This is a genomic window from Mucilaginibacter agri (genome assembly GCF_009928685.1).
In the GTDB taxonomy this organism is placed as follows: domain Bacteria; phylum Bacteroidota; class Bacteroidia; order Sphingobacteriales; family Sphingobacteriaceae; genus Mucilaginibacter; species Mucilaginibacter agri.
In genome coordinates, this window is record NZ_WWEO01000038.1 from 75,148 (window position 1) to 92,474 (window position 17,327).

At 43.6% G+C, this 17,327-nt stretch carries 10 protein-coding genes; 7 read left to right on the forward strand and 3 right to left on the reverse strand.

Annotated features, from left to right (window positions below; translation table 11 throughout):
• Positions 1–50 precede the first annotated feature (50 nt).
• Complete coding sequence (locus tag GSY63_RS03650) at positions 51–1,505, forward strand: hypothetical protein (RefSeq protein WP_166584467.1); 1,455 nt, start codon at positions 51–53, stop codon at positions 1,503–1,505.
• Here the strand turns inward: GSY63_RS03650 and dnaE are convergent.
• A complete protein-coding gene (gene dnaE / locus GSY63_RS03655; protein ID WP_166584468.1) occupies positions 1,502–5,083 on the reverse strand; it encodes a DNA polymerase III subunit alpha in 3,582 nt (1,193 codons plus the stop codon). The genes GSY63_RS03650 and dnaE overlap by 4 nt on opposite strands.
• A 165-nt stretch (positions 5,084–5,248) precedes the next feature.
• Here dnaE and GSY63_RS03660 point away from each other — a divergent pair, with 165 nt between their 5' ends.
• The 5 genes from GSY63_RS03660 to GSY63_RS03680 all read left to right on the forward strand — a co-directional run bounded on the left by GSY63_RS03660 (position 5,249) and on the right by GSY63_RS03680 (position 15,372).
• The gene (locus GSY63_RS03660; protein WP_166584469.1) at positions 5,249–6,640 is read left to right on the forward strand and encodes an MFS transporter; all 1,392 of its coding nucleotides are present in this window, start codon (positions 5,249–5,251) and stop codon (positions 6,638–6,640) included.
• 11 nt (positions 6,641–6,651) lie between these two features.
• Positions 6,652–7,119 carry a CYTH domain-containing protein gene (locus tag GSY63_RS03665; protein ID WP_166584470.1) on the forward strand — a complete coding sequence of 156 codons (468 nt, stop codon included), beginning with the start codon at positions 6,652–6,654 and terminating at the stop codon, positions 7,117–7,119.
• A gap of 250 nt (positions 7,120–7,369) precedes the next feature.
• On the forward strand, positions 7,370–12,556 hold the full coding sequence (locus GSY63_RS03670; RefSeq protein ID WP_166584471.1) for a translocation/assembly module TamB domain-containing protein: 5,187 nt from the start codon (positions 7,370–7,372) through the stop codon (positions 12,554–12,556).
• A gap of 3 nt (positions 12,557–12,559) precedes the next feature.
• Positions 12,560–14,848, forward strand: coding sequence for a translocation and assembly module lipoprotein TamL (gene tamL, locus GSY63_RS03675; protein ID WP_166584472.1), 2,289 nt, complete (start codon positions 12,560–12,562; stop codon positions 14,846–14,848).
• Between the two features lie 32 nt (positions 14,849–14,880).
• The gene (locus GSY63_RS03680) at positions 14,881–15,372 is read left to right on the forward strand and encodes a cupin domain-containing protein (protein WP_166584473.1); all 492 of its coding nucleotides are present in this window, start codon (positions 14,881–14,883) and stop codon (positions 15,370–15,372) included.
• A 40-nt stretch (positions 15,373–15,412) separates the two neighbouring features.
• Here the strand turns inward: GSY63_RS03680 and GSY63_RS03685 are convergent, their stop codons facing one another.
• Together GSY63_RS03685 and GSY63_RS03690 are read right to left on the reverse strand one after the other, a co-directional pair.
• Entirely contained in the window at positions 15,413–15,703 is a 291-nt protein-coding gene (locus tag GSY63_RS03685; protein ID WP_166584474.1) for a putative quinol monooxygenase, read from the reverse strand.
• Positions 15,669–16,304: an NAD(P)H-dependent oxidoreductase gene (locus GSY63_RS03690; protein WP_166584475.1), complete on the reverse strand. Its 636-nt coding sequence runs from the start codon at positions 16,302–16,304 to the stop codon at positions 15,669–15,671. Before GSY63_RS03690 ends, GSY63_RS03685 begins: the two co-directional genes overlap by 35 nt.
• Positions 16,305–16,406: 102 nt before the next feature.
• Between GSY63_RS03690 and GSY63_RS03695 the strand changes: the two genes are divergently transcribed.
• Complete coding sequence (locus GSY63_RS03695) at positions 16,407–17,303, forward strand: LysR family transcriptional regulator (protein WP_166584476.1); 897 nt, start codon at positions 16,407–16,409, stop codon at positions 17,301–17,303.
• The last annotated feature ends 24 nt before the right edge of the window (positions 17,304–17,327 follow it).

Genomic DNA, 17,327 nt, shown 5'->3' on the forward strand with positions numbered 1-17,327 from the left:
TTATGATTATCAAGATGTAGCGGTAATTTAAAACTTAAAATCAAGAAAAGATGGCCAAACTTTATTTTGCGCGAATAATTTTCCTGTCCGTGTTTCTGGGTTTCGTTTTGAATGAAACCAAGGCTCAGGATACCAATTACTGGTCGTCGGAATACGGGCCTGCAGGGTTTCTAACACCCGGGGCGGCTGTTGCATTTACAAGAGATAGCGGAGTGCTTTATTATAACCCAGCTTTATTGGGTTACAATACTAAAAGCACAGCAAGTATAAGTGGGTCTATTTATCAGCTTAATTCAATCAAAATAAAAAACGGGGCGGGGCCGGGTTATAACCTTAATTCGAGTGGGGCGGCCATTATACCGGTTGCGGCGTCGGGTATTTTCGCTTTTAAAGGGAAAAAGAAGTTTACCATAGCTTACGCCATTATCCATAACCCGGTGCTCGGTTACCAAGCCTCCCAACAGCGCGATGATAAGTTTAATGTGCTTAACGATGCTTACAGCCCCGGTAACGAGGTTTTTATAGGCCAGTTTGATAATCAGAACACTATTAACGAAACCTCCGGCTCTTTAAGCACCGGCTTTAAATTATCAAAAAATCTGGCAGTAGGTTTCTCTACAGAGCTTTTATTCCGAAGGCAGTTCTATCAGAGCAATCAGAGCACAAGAGTAGAGATTAATACGCCAACTACTTTAGGTATACCACCCCTTTCAGACGTAGAATCGCTTTATCAAACTTCCTATAATTATCTGGGCCTGCGCTTTAAAGCGGGTGTTGCTTATAATATGGAACGTCATCATTTCGGGCTGAACATTTCGTCGCCATTGGCGCGATTGTACGGCAAGGCCGATTTATTGTCCAACACATTTATATCCAATCTCATATTTGCCAATAGCGACACCGCTAACCTGCTGGCTTCCACTAAACAAAGCAAGTTAAAAGCAACGTATAAAATGCCGGTAAGTATCGCCGCAGGTTATGCCTATGATACTGGATGGGGGCAGGTATACTTAAGTGCAGAGTACTTTAATAGCCTGGCCGAGTACAATATTATAACGCCTAAAAATAAACCCTTCATCCGTGATGACGGCCCGGCGGATGATCCATTTACCTCGTCTTTCCTAAAATCCATAGACGGACGAAAATCCATTACCAATTTTGGGGTAGGGGTAAGTTATAATGTTAACGCTACATTAACGGGCTATGTATCTGCCCGTACAGACTTTACTTACGCACAAAAGCAGGAGGATATTGATGCCGACGGTTATTTACCCCGCACCTCTTACTTCAACAATTATCACGGTCAAATTGGAGCTAATATTAAAAAAAGGAAGTTTAATCTGCGTACAGGGTTGTTGCTTACTTATGGGCATACCAACAACTACCCGCAGCCCATCAACTTCAGTAATCCAAACGAGAATAATTATTTAACAGGGAACACTACGCTAACAGCCCAGTCCTTTTTTGGCGTAGGGCTAATGTTTGCATATATCTATAATCTTTAAGCCAGTACTGGTGCCACGTTGGTTAAGTTCATGATCTCTTCAATCAGATCATCGCTTGGGTTTACCTTTATTGTTTTAGATGGCATCTGAATATTGTAGCCCTCGTCATCGCGCACTATAAATTTAAGCGTGCAATTTTTAGATGGGTATTTCTCAATATTGGTATCTACCGCTTGTTGTAGGCTTTGCAGTAACTCGCTGTTAATGTTATGCAGTTCCAGGTGCACGGTTAATGATTTGGTGAACTTATCCCGCATTTCCGATAGCAGGGAGATAGCGCTTATGCGCAAATCCCAGTTATCTTTTTGGCGAAACTTTTCTTCGATATTACCCTTAATATGCACAAAGTAGCCTTCCGACATCAGGTTGCGGAATTTAATATAGTCATCGCCAAAGAGCGCAAATTCGTACGATTCGTTATAATCTTCCAGCACAAAAGTTCCGAACGGCTTACCGGTTTTGGTCATCCGATGTTGCACGCTGCCCATCAGGCCGCCAATGCTTAGCTCGCCTTTTTTGCGCAGGTCAGCAAAGGCTTGGGCAATATCATCGCCACCCTCACCGCTGCGGGCTTTAACCATCAATTTAAGGTCGCTCACATTACTATTGCAAAATCTTTGCAACTCTAGTTTGTAATTATCTAAAGGGTGCCCGGTCAAATAAATCCCGATTACATCCTTTTCGTATTTCAGTTTCTCAATCAGCGACCACTCTTCACACTCGGGCATCGGAGGCTCTGGAATATACGAGGCTATAGATCCACCAAATAACGATGATTGCGAGCTGTTCTGCGTATTCTGGTAATCGTTCGAGAATTTGATCATGCGCTCGATACCGGTTAACAAGCCGTTTTCTGTTTTGGCAAAGAATTGAGCGCGCTTTAAATTGAAACCGTCGAAGGCACCACTGTAGACCAGGTTTTCGTACGATTTTTTGTTTACGTTACGGCCGTTAGAGCGTTTGGCAAAATCATATATAGATTCGTATGGTCCGTTGGCGTTGCGCTCGTCGATAATACTTTCAATAGCTTTTTCGCCCACCCCTTTAATACCTGAGAAACCGAAACGGATTTCGCCTTTTTTATTCGGTGTAAAGGCCATGTCGCTCTCGTTAATATCCGGTCCTAAAACCATGATACCCATGCGGCGACACTCATCCATAAAGAAGGTGATCTTCTCAATGTTGTTCTGGTTGTTTAGTACCGCCGACATATACTCCGAAGGGTAATGCGCTTTTAAATAGGCTGTTTGATAAGCCACAAAGGCATAACAGGTAGAGTGCGATTTGTTGAATGCGTATTGCGCAAATGCTTTCCAGTCGGTCCAGATTTTGGTTAGCTTATCTTTGGGATGGCCGTTTTTGATAGCCCCTTCAGTAAACTGAGATTCCATTTTATTCAGAATCTCAATTTGCTTTTTACCCATCGCCTTACGCAAAACGTCGGCATCACCTTTACTAAAGCCTGCCAGTTTTTGCGACAAAAGCATCACCTGCTCCTGGTACACGGTAATACCATAGGTTTCGCCCAAGTATTCTTCCATGTCAGGTAAATCGAATGTGATGGGTTCCTGGCCGTGTTTACGCTTGATAAAGTTAGGGATGTATTCAATCGGCCCCGGGCGATATAAGGCGTTCATGGCAATTAAATCCTCAAACTTATCGGGCTTTAGGTCGCGCAGGTACATTTGCATACCATCACTTTCAAACTGGAAAGTACCGTTGGTATCGCCACGCTGGTAAAGTTCAAAGGTTGTCTGATCGTCTAACGGAATGTAATCAATGTCTATATCAACACCGTGATTTAGTTTGATCATCCGCAACGCGCCCTTAATAATGGTCAGCGTTTTCAGACCCAAAAAGTCCATCTTAATTACCCCGGCATCCTCAATTACACGGCCATCATACTGGGTAACCAACAGGTCGGAGTCTTTGGCTGTGGCAACCGGTACAATATTTGTTAAATCCTCGGGCGCAATAATGATACCAGCGGCGTGTACACCTGTATTACGTACCGAACCTTCCAGCTTTTCGGCCTCGCGCAATACGATACCGCGCAGATCGGGGCTTTTGTATATATCCTGTAGTTCGGGTACTTGTTCAATGGCGGTCTTTAAGTTAATACCCAAAGTATCGGGTACCAGCTTCTTCATTAAGTTTACCTCGGATAGGGGCATATCCAACACCCTGCCCACATCCTGAATACTGGTACGGGCAGCCATCGAACCATAGGTAATGATCTGTGCAACCTGGTTGCGGCCATATTTATTAACCACGTAGTCAATAACCTTTTGGCGGCCTTCGTCGTCAAAATCCGTATCAATATCGGGCATCGACTTTCTGTCGGGGTTAAGGAAACGCTCAAATAGCAAGTTGTACTTCATCGGGTCGATGTTGGTGATCCCGGTACAATAGGCCACTACCGATCCGGCAGCCGAACCACGACCCGGGCCAATAAAAACGCCAATATCGCGTCCGGCTTTAATAAAGTCGGCCACGATGAGGAAGTAACCCGCAAAACCCATGGTGCGGATGGTGAATAACTCGAAGTTGATCCGCTCTTCTACTTCGGGTGTAATATCTATGTAACGCTCTTTTGCGCCACGAAAGGTCATGTCTTTCAGAAACTCCCACTGGTTCATTACATCCGCTTCCGGGCCGGTATGGATAGCAAATTCCGGCGGGATGGGGAAGTTAGGAAGCATAATATCGCGCTTCAGTTTCAGCACATCTACCTTGTCAACAATCTCATTGGTGTTGTCTAATGATTCGGGGATGTCATGAAACAGTTTACCCATTTCGGCCTGCGTCTTAAAATAAAACTGGTCGTTAGGGAAGCCGAAACGATAGCCCTTGCCACCTTCTTCGTCGGTTGCGATTGGGGTGCTCTGCATATCGCCGGTGTTTACGCACAGCAAAATATCGTGCGCGTTGGCATCCTGCTGATCCACATAATGCGAATCGTTAGAGCAAATTACTTTTACGTTATGTTTTTTCGCGTACTTAAGCAGCGTTTCGTTAATAATGGTTTGCTCGTTAATCTCGTGCCTTTGCAGCTCAATGTAGTAGTCTTCGCCAAACAGGTCAAGCCACCATTTAAACTCGGCTTCGGCCTCTTCTTCAGTTTTCTTTAAGATAGCCTGCGGAACAGATGCACCAATACAGCAGCTGGTAGCAATTAATCCTTTATGGTGTTTTAATATCAGCTCTTTATCAATACGCGGCCATTTGCTGTAAAGCCCTTCCATATAACCGTACGAGCACAGTTTGATAAGGTTGCGGTAGCCTTCGGCGTTTTTGGCAATCAATAACTGGTGGTGGCGTACATCTTTCTTCTCTTTGGTAAACTGCTTTTTGTGGCGGTCTTCTACCACGTAAAATTCGCAGCCAACAATGGGTTTTACGTTATGCTTACCAGCTTCGGCCACAAACTTAAACACGCCGAACATGTTACCGTGGTCGGTAATAGCCAAAGCCTTCATGCCATCCGCAGCAGCCTTTTTGTAAAGCTTGCTAATGTCGGCAGCGCCGTCGAGCAATGAAAACTGGGTGTGTACGTGTAAGTGCGAAAAATCTGGCATAACTAATCCTGTCGTTCAAAAAAAGAAGAGTACAAATTTACCAAAATTGTTAGTTTTTGGCCCGATTAAATGATCCGTTTTCTTAACATTTTTTTAATCTCATTACAAGGTCAATATTGCGAATTGGTTACATGCGCCGCTATAATAAACAATACTTTTGCCCGCATGAATGAACATGTGGAAAACGTTGCGGTTAAGCCCGCTTTGTCGTTTGGTTTTGTGGTGGGAGCAACCAGTCTTGCCTTTGTAGTGTCGCAGCTAGATGTCTCGATTGTAAATATAGCGCTGCCACAAATCTCAAATTCTTTTAAGGCCGACGTAAGCGAACTGCAGTGGATTGTTGATGCTTACACCATCGCTTTCGCAGTGCTGATGTTATCAGCAGGTGGCATGGCTGATCTGTTGGGCGCAAAGCGTTTGTTTCAGTTAGGCATGTTGATATTTGGTATTGCATCTGTGGGCTGTGGTGTGGCCTGGAATGCACCGAGCCTCATTGGCTTCAGGGTGTTGCAGGGCATAGGTGCTGCCATCATGATCACGAGTTCGTTATCCATTCTTAATCAAAACTTCGAACACGATAAGGCGCAGCGCGGCCGTGCTGTGGCCATGTGGACCGCCGCGGGAGGCGTAGCCATTGCCGCAGGCCCAATTTTGGGCGGCTTACTAATGCATGTTAGCAATTGGCGAATGATATTTTTTGTGAATATCCCGCTTTGCCTTTTAGGCTTATTGCTGAGCATAAAACTAAACGAAAGCGAGAAACATCCCAATAAGGGTTTTGATATACCCGGTCAGTTTACCTGGATGCTAACCATTACAGCGCTTATTGCTGCTATTATAGAGTGGCACCACCTTGGGTTTAATAATCCGCTGATATTTGGCGGGATCATATTTAGCGTCGTTATGCTGCTGCTTTTTCTTTACATCGAAAAGAAAGCTACATCACCCATCTTGCCGCTCGATCTTTTTTCCAATTCCAATTTTAATGTACTGGTGTTGCTCGGCATGATGCTCAATTTTGCTTACTACGGTACCGTGTTTGTGCTGAGTTTATACCTGCAAGATGTTTTGCATTATTCGTCACTGGCAGCGGGGATGGGCTTTTTACCGTTAACCGCCGGGTTTGTTATTTCTAACCTCATCAGCGGAAAAATAATGGCAACGCATGGTACGCGTTTACCCATTGTCATAGGCCTAATAATTGTTACGGCCGGGTATGCCGGTTTGCAAATTGCCCATGCAGATACACCTTACTGGCACTTGTTTTTCCCCTTTATTACTATCCCATTGGGAATGGGTATGGCTGTTCCGGCCATGACTACCAGTATATTGGCCAGTGTTACCAAAACCCGTTCGGGCACGGCATCGGCTGTGCTAAATACAACCCGGCAAGCCGCTGGGGCAACTGGTGTTGCCGTGTTTGGGGCAATGACCAACGGAGGTCCATTGGCCATTGTTAAAGCGATAAGCGTGAGCTCGCTGCTTTCGGTAGCTGGGTTGATAATTGTTGGGATACTAATTTTTAAATACCTTGTGCCTGCTAAATCGGCAACATAAATTCTATAAACATGGGAGTAGAGATAGAACGCAAATTTTTGGTTAACCAGGAGATCTGGCAACAACTGGAAAAACCAAATGGAGTCCATTACCATCAAGGTTACATCCCAAGCGACGATAGCTGTACTGTAAGAGTTCGTATTGCCGGCGAACGAGGCTATCTTACGCTAAAAGGCAAAACAAAAGGTTTCAGCAGAAAGGAATTTGAATACGAAATACCTTTTGCAGATGCCCAGGAAATGCTAAACGAATTTACCCGCACAGGCACAGAAAAGATCCGTTATCATATTGCTATTGGCACCCACGTTTGGGAGGTAGACGAATTTTTAGGCCCGAACAAAGGCCTGTTTGTTGCCGAAATTGAATTGCGCGATGAAAGCGAGCCATTTGCAATACCTGCCTGGATTGGCGAGGAGGTAACTAACGACAGGCGATATGCAAATTCTAACCTGGCAGTTCATCCGTTTTTGGAGTGGTAAATCGGCTATCATGTCAAGTAAAACCTTACCAATAAAACCATCCTGATAGTAACCGGCTTAGTAGCAAAGCCCATTTTGCTCGTTCATACAACTCAAAGTTGTATATTATTCACTTCACTTTCTTTTCTGCATTAATAATTTAAATTATTAATAAAAAGTGTCCTGTTTGCGGCCAATTCACAAACAAGTGATAGCGCCTGTTTGTAATACAAGCGTTAACATCAAACATCACCTCTGAAAACACACTAACTTGGAACGATTTGGGCGAATTGCTATAAAGACTATTCTTTGGATTATTGCGAGTGTCATCTTTCTGGTGCTGCTTGTATTTGTATTAATACAGGTTCCCGCCGTTCAGGAGTTCGCAAAAAACAAAGCCGTAAATTATTTACAGGGAAAGATACATACCAAAGTGGCCATTGGTCATATAACCCTTGGTTTGCCCAAACTGCTGGTGCTGGAAGATGTTTACTTTGAAGACCAGAAACGCGATACGCTGATAGCAGGCGATAAATTGAAAGTCGATATCAGCATGCTGAAGTTGCTGAACCATAAATTGGAAATCAACGAGATTAACCTCGATGGTATTACCGCCAACATAAGCCGTAATAAAGACAGCGTTTTCAACTACGATTATATTGTTAAGGCCTTCGCTGGTGAGCAAAAGAAAGAACCCAAACCGGAGGATACTACTTCGACCATGAAGTTTTCGGTTGATAAGATCATCCTCGATAAGATCAACATTAAATATAAAGACCTGACCACAGGCAACGACGTTAAATTTCTACTGGGCCACTTCGATACCCGTATCAAAACCTTTGATATGGATAAAATGAAGTTCAGCATCCCGAAAATTAATCTTTCGGATGTTAACGCGCGCATTATCCAAACTCCGGCAGGCTCATCGATAGCTCAAACTGCTGCTGTTGATACCGCCACCAAACCGCTCAACCTTACGCTCGATCTGGGGATTGTTGACGTAAGCAAGATCAAGGTTTATTATCAGAGTAAAGAGATGAAAACCAGCGTGGATCTGGGTAAGTTCTTAGTAGAGTTTAACAAGCTTGATCTGATTAAGCAAAAGGTAGATATCAAATCTTTAGAACTGAGTAATACCGATGCTGCTTTAAGATTTGCCAAACCGCAAACCGTACAAAAAGCCGCAGTAAAAGCTGTGAAAAAGTTAGACACCTTGGTTACGCCGGTGGCATCGAGCATGCCGTGGTCGGTAATGGTGGGCAAAATTACTATGGCAGGTAACCATGTTAAGTTTGATAACGATGCACAGGCCCCGCTTAAAAAAGGGCTCGACTATGCGCACATGGATATAGGTAACCTGAACACTGATATCGAAAACCTCAACTATACGGCCGACAGTACATCTGGCCGGGTAAATGATTTTACTTTTAGCGATAAGAGTGGACTAGCGCTACGTAAGTTTCATACTACTTTCTTCTACGGGCTTAAAAACGCCTATTTGAACGATCTATATGTAGAAACACCAAACTCTGTGCTGCAAAAACAGGTTGCTGTGGCATATCCTTCAATCGATGCCATTACTAAGGATCTGGGTAAATTGAGTATCAATGCCAATCTGGATGGTAGTCGTTTAGGCCTAAAAGACATTTTACTGGTGATGCCTACTATGGCTTCGATGGAGCCTTTTAAAAGTTCGCCAAACGCAACTTTCCGGATAGATGGTAAGGTGGCGGGATCGCTCAATAACCTGCGTATTCCGAATTTAGAAGTAAGGGGCTTGTCTGATACCCATATCAAAGCAACTGCTGTGATTAGAGGTATGGTAGTGAACGGTGTGACCGACCCAACCAAAGCTACATTCGACGTTACTGTGTCCGATATTACCACTAGTCGGCGAGATATTTATCGCCTGGTTGATAAAAAGATGATCCCGGCCAGCGTGAGTATTCCCGAAAAGCTGAGCCTGAAAGGCAAGTTGAAGGGTAATATGAAAGACCTGAACACCAATCTCAGCCTGCGGTCGAGCTATGGAGCTATTGATGCCATTGCGCACGTTAAAAACGCTGATGATATGAAACGCATTGCCTATACGGCTAACGTAAAGGTAAATAACCTTAATGCAGGCGCTCTAACCAAGCAGCCGCAAATGGTAGGCAACCTCACGCTTTCAGCTAATGTAAAGGGTAGCGGCGCTGATCCGAAACACTTGAATCTTCAGTTTGATACCCACGTTACCAGCGCCTACGTAAAAGGCTACATGTACCGCAACCTGGTAGCAAAAGGCACTGCTGTTGATGGCCGTTATACCGCTATAGCAACCATGAAAGACCCAAATATCAGCTTCAATATTAATATGAAGGCTGATATGAATAAGAAATACCCGTCAGTTGCCGGTACCGTAATGGTGGATAGCATTAATTTGCAAAAGCTGAAATTTGTAGCAGATGATATGCGTTTTCACGGAAAGCTGGCAGTTGATTTTAAAACCGCCGATCCGGACTATTTGAACGGCAACGCTATACTGACCGATATGGTATTGGTAACTAAAGGCGAGCGTGTTAAAATAGATACCGTTAGCCTGGTATCAACTGCTAATGCCGATAGCAGCAGCCTACGCTTAAAAACACCTATGTTATCTGCACATCTTGGGGGCAAATACAAGCTAACCGAAATTGCTACGGCTCTGCAGGCTACTATCGACAAATATTACAACACCACTATGGCCAGCGGGGCGGCCAAGCCCAAATACTCACCGCAGCAGTTTACATTTGATATCCGCGCGGTTAAAACCCCAATGCTGTCGCAACTGGTACCCGATTTGAAACAGATGGACCCGATAGTAATTAACGGTCGTTTTAATAGCACCACAGGCGAGTTATTGGTTAATGGATCGATACCAAAAGTGGTTTATGCCACGAATACTATCAGCAATGCCAAGCTGAATATCAATACCGATAACAACGCTTTAAACTATGCATTAACGGTTGACGATATTAAGGTGGGCACCTCTATAGATCTTTTGTTTGCCAGCATAACCGGTAATGCCCAAAACAATAAGTTGAATTTAAAAGTGCAGATTCGCGATGCGGCTAAAAAAGAACGTTTTAGGCTGGCAGGTGTATTTAATGCAATGCAGGGAGGCTATCAGTTCAGCTTTTTGCAGGATGGCCTGATGCTCGATTATCAGCCCTGGGCTGTTAACCCTAACAATGCCTTGCAATTTGGAACCAAAGGTATTTTAGCACGCGATTTTACCATATCAAATAGCAACCAGATACTAAGTGTAAACAGCACACCGCAGGAGTTGAATGCGCCTATTAACGTTAAATTCAACAATTTCAAAATTGAAGGACTGACCAAAATTGCCCGCCAGGACTCACTACTGGTTGGTGGTACTTTGGATGGCGATGCAACCGTAAGTAATTTCCAGAAGTCGCCGGTGTTTACGGCCGACATTAAGGCAACGGATTTTAATTTTAGGGGAGATACGGTTGGTAATATTGCGCTTAAAGTAAACAACCAAACAGAGAACGCCTATGCAGCTACCATGAGTATTACCGGAAAGGGTAACCAGGTTGATTTGGATGGTGTATATTATACCAAGCCTGATAGTAGGTTCGATATCAATCTCAACATTGTGAAGCTACGGATGAAGAGTATCGAAGGCTTTACCTTCGGCAGTATCCGTAATACGAAGGGAGATATTACCGGGCAGCTTAAAATAACAGGTACTACAACGGCTCCGGCCATTAGAGGAGATGTGAAGTTTAACCAGGTTGGTTTTAATGTATCGATGCTGAACTCTTATTTCCAGATGCCGAATGAGAGTATATCCTTTGCTGATGATGGAATCCATTTTAACGATTTTACCATGGTGGATTCTACCGGGGCTAAAGCGGTAATAACGGGAGCTGTTTATACCAAAACCTACACCGACTTTAAGTTCGGACTGGATATCAATGCCAAAAACTTCAGGGTGATAAATTCTACCCATGCTGATAATAAGCTATTTTACGGTAAGCTGTTTATAGATACCCGCATCCAGGTGCGTGGCGATATGGTTAAACCTATAGTTGATGGTATGCTGACTGTAAACGACAAAACAGACATGACCGTAGTATTGCCAACAGCCGACCCGAGCGTCGAAGACCGGAAGGGTGTAGTGGAGTTTTTTGACGAGGATGCACCAAAGTCTGACTCGGTATTGCTGGTGAAACAACTGGACTCACTCAAAAAATCGGAAGTTACCGGCATGGACATCAACATGGTGGTAAACGTGAGCAAACAGGCCAACTTTAATATTGTGGTTGATGAGCGTAACGGCGACGTTGTGCATATTAAAGGGGAAGCATCGCTTCAAGGTGGTATCGATCCAAGTGGTAAGGTTAATCTTACCGGTACATACACCGTAGCTTCGGGTTCGTATACCTTGGCATACGCAACGGTGGTTCGCAAGTTTAACTTTAAACCGGGAAGCACCATTGTATGGACGGGTGATCCAACATCGGCCAATATCGACCTTACCGCTACTTACATAGCCAAAGTGCCGCCTATCGACTTGATACAGGATCAGTTAGGCGATGTGCAAACTACTATGTTGAAGCAAAAGCTGCCGTTTAACGTTAATCTGAACCTCAAAAATCAGCTCATGTCGCCGGCGATCAGTTTCGACATTATATTGCCCGATAGTAACTACACCGTTACGCCTAATACGGTTCAAATTATTAACACCCGATTAGATCAGATCAGGTCAGATCCTAATGAGATGAACAAACAGGTTTTAGGCGTGTTGGTACTTGGGCACTTTATAGGTGATAACCCGTTGGAAAGCAGGGGAGGCAGCACTACTGCCGAAGGCCTGGTGCGCAACACAGTAAGCGATTTGCTTTCAGATCAGTTAAACCGTTTGGCAGGAAGCCTTATATCGGGTGTAGACCTGAACTTTGACCTCGAATCGGGCGAAGATTATTCGACGGGGCAGGCGCAAAACCGTACAGATTTGAATATTGGCTTGTCGAAACGTTTCCTGAATGATAGGCTAACGGTTACCGTGGGTAACAACTTTAACCTGGAGGGAGCAAACTCCGGCGAGAAAACCAGCAACATTGCGGGCGATATATCTGCTAATTATAAGTTGAGTAAAGATGGCAGGTATACCCTGAGGGCATATCGCAGGGATGAATATATTGTGTTACAAGGCCAGGTAATAGAAACAGGTGTAGGCTTTACCTTAACTATGGATTATAACAGGTTTAGCCAGTTGTTTAAACGTAGCACCAAGCACGAAAAAGATTTGAACAAGAAATATAAAAAGGATCAGAAGCAGGAGAAGAAAGAAGAGAAAGCAGCAGATGATGCTAAGCAGCCGCAACCTGCCGACGATAAGAAAACAGTAACCTCTGGAACAGCCGCACCGCAACAGGAAATGGAACCGGAAGAAGATGAATTATTTAATTAAAACATGACTAAAAATCTATCATATATACTTCTGTTTGCTATTGTATTAAACGCGTGCAGTAATACTAAATACTTGCCTAAGGGAGAGAAATTGTATACTGGCGGCCAGGTTAAAATTGTTAACAAGGACATTAAAAAAAGCGACTCGAAATTGTTAACCACACAGTTGGAGGCACTGCTTCGGCCTAAACCCAATAGTTCGTTTTTAGGCTTGCGCCCAAGCTTATATTTGTGGAATATTACCCAAACCACCAAAACTAAAGGCTTTAGAGCCTGGTTGCACCGAAAAGGGCAGCCACCTGTGTTTGTAAGTGATGTTGACCTTGACAAAAACAGCCAGATACTGGCCAATCGCTTACAAAACCTAAGCTATTTTCAGGCACAGGTAACGGGCGATACGATCCCCAAAGGTCGCACGGCAAAAGCTGTTTACACCGCCAACACCGGTCCGAATTATAAGATTAGAAAAGTGGTATTTCCAACAGGTACCGAGAGTATCGACACAGCTATTGCAGGCACAGCTAAAGAATCGCTGTTAAAAGTAGGCGACAACTACGACCTCGATGTAATTAAAAACGAACGCCTGCGCATTGATGCTCGCTTGAAAGAAAAAGGGTTTTTCTATTTCGCCCCAGAGGATATTAAAGTGAGGGTAGATAGTACCATTGAGGGTCATCAGGTTGATATGTTTGTGAAGCTTAAAGAGGAAACCCCAGACAAGGCCCGAACTATTTATACCATCAACAAAATTTATGTTTATCCTAATTATACCCTGCGCGATACGGCTTTAAAGCTCGACTCGGCCATTAGTTACCGTTGGTACAACATTGTACAAGGCAAGCGCCAAACTGTTAAGCCATGGGTGTTTAAAAACACCGTATTGCTGCATCCCGGCGAAGTTTACAATCGTACCGATCATACCAAATCCTTAAATCGTTTTGTTGAATTGGGCCCGTTTAAATTTGTTAAAAACAGGTTTGAAGATGTATCTACAGATTCGCCAAAACTAAACGTGTTTTACCAGTTAACGCAGTACCCACGAAAATCGATTTCGTTTGATTTACTAGGGCGTACTACCTCGGCAAGTTACAATGGTATCCAGGCCAGTGTAAGTTGGCGCAACCGTAACGCTTTCAAAGGTGGTGAGTTGTTAACCGTTACGGCCTTTGGTAGTACCGATGGTCAGGTAGGCCAATCAAATGGCGGGTATGCGGTGTCACAGGTGGGTTTAAAAACGTCGCTAAGCTGGCCACGCTTTGTTAGTCCGTTCCGATTTAAGGCCGATAACGCATACATACCACGTACTATTTTAAGCTTGGGTGGGTCATTGATTATCCGTAGCCAGCTGTATACTTTAGACTCATACAATGGTGCATTTGGCTACCAATGGAAACAAAGTCAATACAAAACACATGGACTTAATTTGCTTGAAGTAACTTATACTCACCCGCGTAATGTAACTGCCTTGTATATGGATAGTATCAGAAATACGGGTAATCCTACTTTGCAGCACGTTATCGATCCGCAGTTTACCTGGGGACCAAGCTATAGTTACACCTATGATAATACCGTAGATACTTACCGTACAAACTCAATTTTGTACTACGGAAAAATAAGCCTTTCTAATAATCTATACGGGATACTAAGTGGCGCCGACGTGAAGAAAGATGGCGAACAGAAAAAGTTTTTCGGATTGCCATTCGATCAATATGTAAAATTGGAGAACGAGTTTAGATACTTTCATAAACTTGGGCCGAATAGCAAGATTGCAACACGCGTATTTGGCGGGTTTGGTTTAGCTTACGGCAACTCAACCAATTTGCCTTACACTCAACAATTTTATACCGGTGGTGCCAACAGTTTACGAGGTTTCAGGGCGCGTTCTGTAGGGCCTGGTACTATTGATCCTTATTACTATGTGGGTGGCAACAGCTTTTTGCCAGACGAATCTGGTGATATTAAACTCGAGGCAAACGTAGAGTATCGTACAAAGCTTTTCAGTATTGTTAACGGCGCATTATTTGTAGATGCAGGTAACGTTTGGAACTTAAATCACCAGGATTTAAGAGATGGACAAGGTAACCCCGCACCGGGTCAGGACACCTTTGGAAAAAACTTCTACAAGCAATTGGCCGGCGACATCGGCTTCGGTTTACGCTTTGATGTAACGGTATTGATAATCCGCACCGATTACGGGATCCCTGTACTACGCCCATGGCAGGAGGGGAGCAATTGGGTTACACCAAAACTTAGGAATGGGATATTTAACTTAGCTATTGGGTATCCGTTTTGATAGTGTTGCTTAATTCTTGATAAATTGCCTGCATGGATAGTAATAGTTCGGCTTATTGGATAAAGCATTTGGGTTTACAACCTCACCCTGAAGGAGGTTTTTATAAAGAAGTTTTCCGGTCGGGTATAAAAGTATCAAAGGATTCGTCGCTGACGAAGAAGAATGCTTGCACGTCAATTTACTATTTGCTGGAAAGTAATGATTTTTCAGCTTTCCATCGTTTAGCTTCCGACGAGATCTGGTATTTTCATAAAGGTTGGCCAATGGCTATTCACGCTATTAGTGAGGATGGAATTTATACATTACATCAACTTTCGGATACGGCCGAGGGTAATCTCTCGGTCGTTATAGAAGCAGGAATTTGGTTTGCTGCCGAAATACCGTCATGTAGTGGCTTTACATTGGTAAGTTGTGCCGTAGCACCGGGTTTCGACTTTGCGGAATTTGAGATGGCCGAACTACAAACGCTTGCCAACCTTTATCCACAGCACACTAATTTACTGCAACGGCTCTGCCGCAAATAAAAAGATCCCGCCAGTTATGCTGACGGGATCTTCGGTTTAATTATTTCAATCGTTGTGTTTTATGCAGGGCTACCGGCCCATCTAATAGCGGGCCAACTTCTTTACCAAATTTTTGGTAGTGCGGTTGCTCGGTATGTAGTTTTAAGCTTTCGGCATCTTTCCAGGTTTCGTGAAAAATGAAAAGGTTTTCGTCTTCGCTATCCTGGTAAAGTTCATATTGCAGGCAGGCTTCTTCTCGCACCGATGCAGCAACCAGATATAATAATAGGGGTTTTGCGGCTTCGGCCTGGCCGGCTTTACATTTCAATAACGCTGTTAGATGAAGGCTCATGTTGTTCGTTTTTAATAAATAAATTGTTTAAGTGTGCACGGTAACGCGCCATTATATTTTCAATATCCGGATTTTTCATCACATCGTGAAAATGGATGCTGTCCAGCGGTGTCATCCCGGTAAAGGCGTTCATGCGGTGGAAGCCAAATAATACTCCTTCGTCCACACTTTTTTGGTTAAAGAATTCGCCCGGTAGGGTAAAAGCTTCTTCGGGGGCATTCCATGATGAGGTTACCATGTAATGCTTTCCGTGCATTAATCCCCCGGTGCCATAGTTAATAGCCGGATTGACTGATGATCTGCCATCGCTTTTATAAATGCCATTATTGTAGCCAGCGGTAAATACCTCATCTATATACTTCTTAAACTCATTAGGTAACTGAAACCACCATATTGGGGTGTGATAAATAATTACATCGGCCCATTTATAGCTCTCGGCCTCTTGTTGAGCATCGTAGCCATCGTTAATATCAGTATAACGTACATTGAAATCGGACTGATCTTCAAAAAATGCAACGGTAGCATCAAGCAACGATCTGTTAAATTTTCCGCCGGAATGAGCGAATACCTGACCGCCGTTTATTACAAATATATTCTTCATCTTATTTTCTGTGTTTATTGTTGAAGCAAAAATACTTGCATAGTTTCTACTATTAAAATAATATAAATCATAGATTTGTATTATAATTATGATAGATAGGTTATGGTAAATTTAGAATGGTTTCGCACGTTTAAGGCTATATATGAAACTGGTTCGCTAACCGGTGCGGCCGAGGCTCTGTTTATTTCGCAACCTGGCGTAAGCCTCCATCTCAGTTCGTTAGAAACCTATGTCGGTTATAAGCTGTTCGACCGTACTTCGCGCAAAATGGTGTCTACCGAACGTGGCAAGATCCTGTATAACTATGTGCAGGAGGCCATTTGTAAACTGGAGGATGCCGAGCGCCATTTTCATAAAAGCACGGAAAAGGATATACCGACCATTAGCATTGGTATGTGTTTCGAAACATTTCAGTTTACGCTGGAATCGTACCTGCCTACGCTGCCTTTTAACGTCTTTATCAAATTTGGCGAATACCCGGAAATGTTGAGCGACTTGGATTCGGGCGTTTTGGACATGATCATCACCCCGCAAAAAGGCGATTACAAAGGCTTGGAGTACAAAGCTTTTTCTAAGGAGAAAATAGTGGTTATTGCAGGCTCCGAAACCGCCACCCAAGATTTTGATAATTTAGATACAGCAAAGGACGTTAAAGGCATTCACGACTGGCTGATACAACAAAAGTGGTACGGTACTACAAGTGATATGGAACATTTGCGCAGATTCTGGCATGCCAACTTTGGCAAACGCCCCGATTTTAAGCCCAACTACATTGTACCTAACATGGGTTCTATTATTCGTTGCCTCAGTAACGGTACCGGCGTAGCCGTAGTGCCCGATTTTCTCTCTAAAAAAGAACTTGAGGCCGGCCACATTAAAATACTTTGGCAAGGCAATAATATCATAGAGAATACCCTATACTTCGGCACCAGGAAAAAAACGATCTATGCTGAGCAAATCAAAATGATAGAGGAGATTTTTGAGCGGGAAATGGTGTAACGATAGAATAATAGGCATTGGTCG

What these genes read in the sequence shown, in the direction of transcription:
- GSY63_RS03650 (WP_166584467.1), top strand. Translation starts at nt 51, where the DNA reads ATGGCCAAACTTTATTTTGCGCGAATAATTTTCCTGTCCGTGTTTCTG.
- dnaE (WP_166584468.1), bottom strand. Translation starts at nt 5,083, where the DNA reads ATGCCAGATTTTTCGCACTTACACGTACACACCCAGTTTTCATTGCTC.
- GSY63_RS03660 (WP_166584469.1), top strand. Translation starts at nt 5,249, where the DNA reads ATGAATGAACATGTGGAAAACGTTGCGGTTAAGCCCGCTTTGTCGTTT.
- GSY63_RS03665 (WP_166584470.1), top strand. Translation starts at nt 6,652, where the DNA reads ATGGGAGTAGAGATAGAACGCAAATTTTTGGTTAACCAGGAGATCTGG.
- tamL (WP_166584472.1), top strand. Translation starts at nt 12,560, where the DNA reads ATGACTAAAAATCTATCATATATACTTCTGTTTGCTATTGTATTAAAC.
- GSY63_RS03680 (WP_166584473.1), top strand. Translation starts at nt 14,881, where the DNA reads ATGGATAGTAATAGTTCGGCTTATTGGATAAAGCATTTGGGTTTACAA.
- GSY63_RS03685 (WP_166584474.1), bottom strand. Translation starts at nt 15,703, where the DNA reads ATGAGCCTTCATCTAACAGCGTTATTGAAATGTAAAGCCGGCCAGGCC.
- GSY63_RS03690 (WP_166584475.1), bottom strand. Translation starts at nt 16,304, where the DNA reads ATGAAGAATATATTTGTAATAAACGGCGGTCAGGTATTCGCTCATTCC.
- GSY63_RS03695 (WP_166584476.1), top strand. Translation starts at nt 16,407, where the DNA reads ATGGTAAATTTAGAATGGTTTCGCACGTTTAAGGCTATATATGAAACT.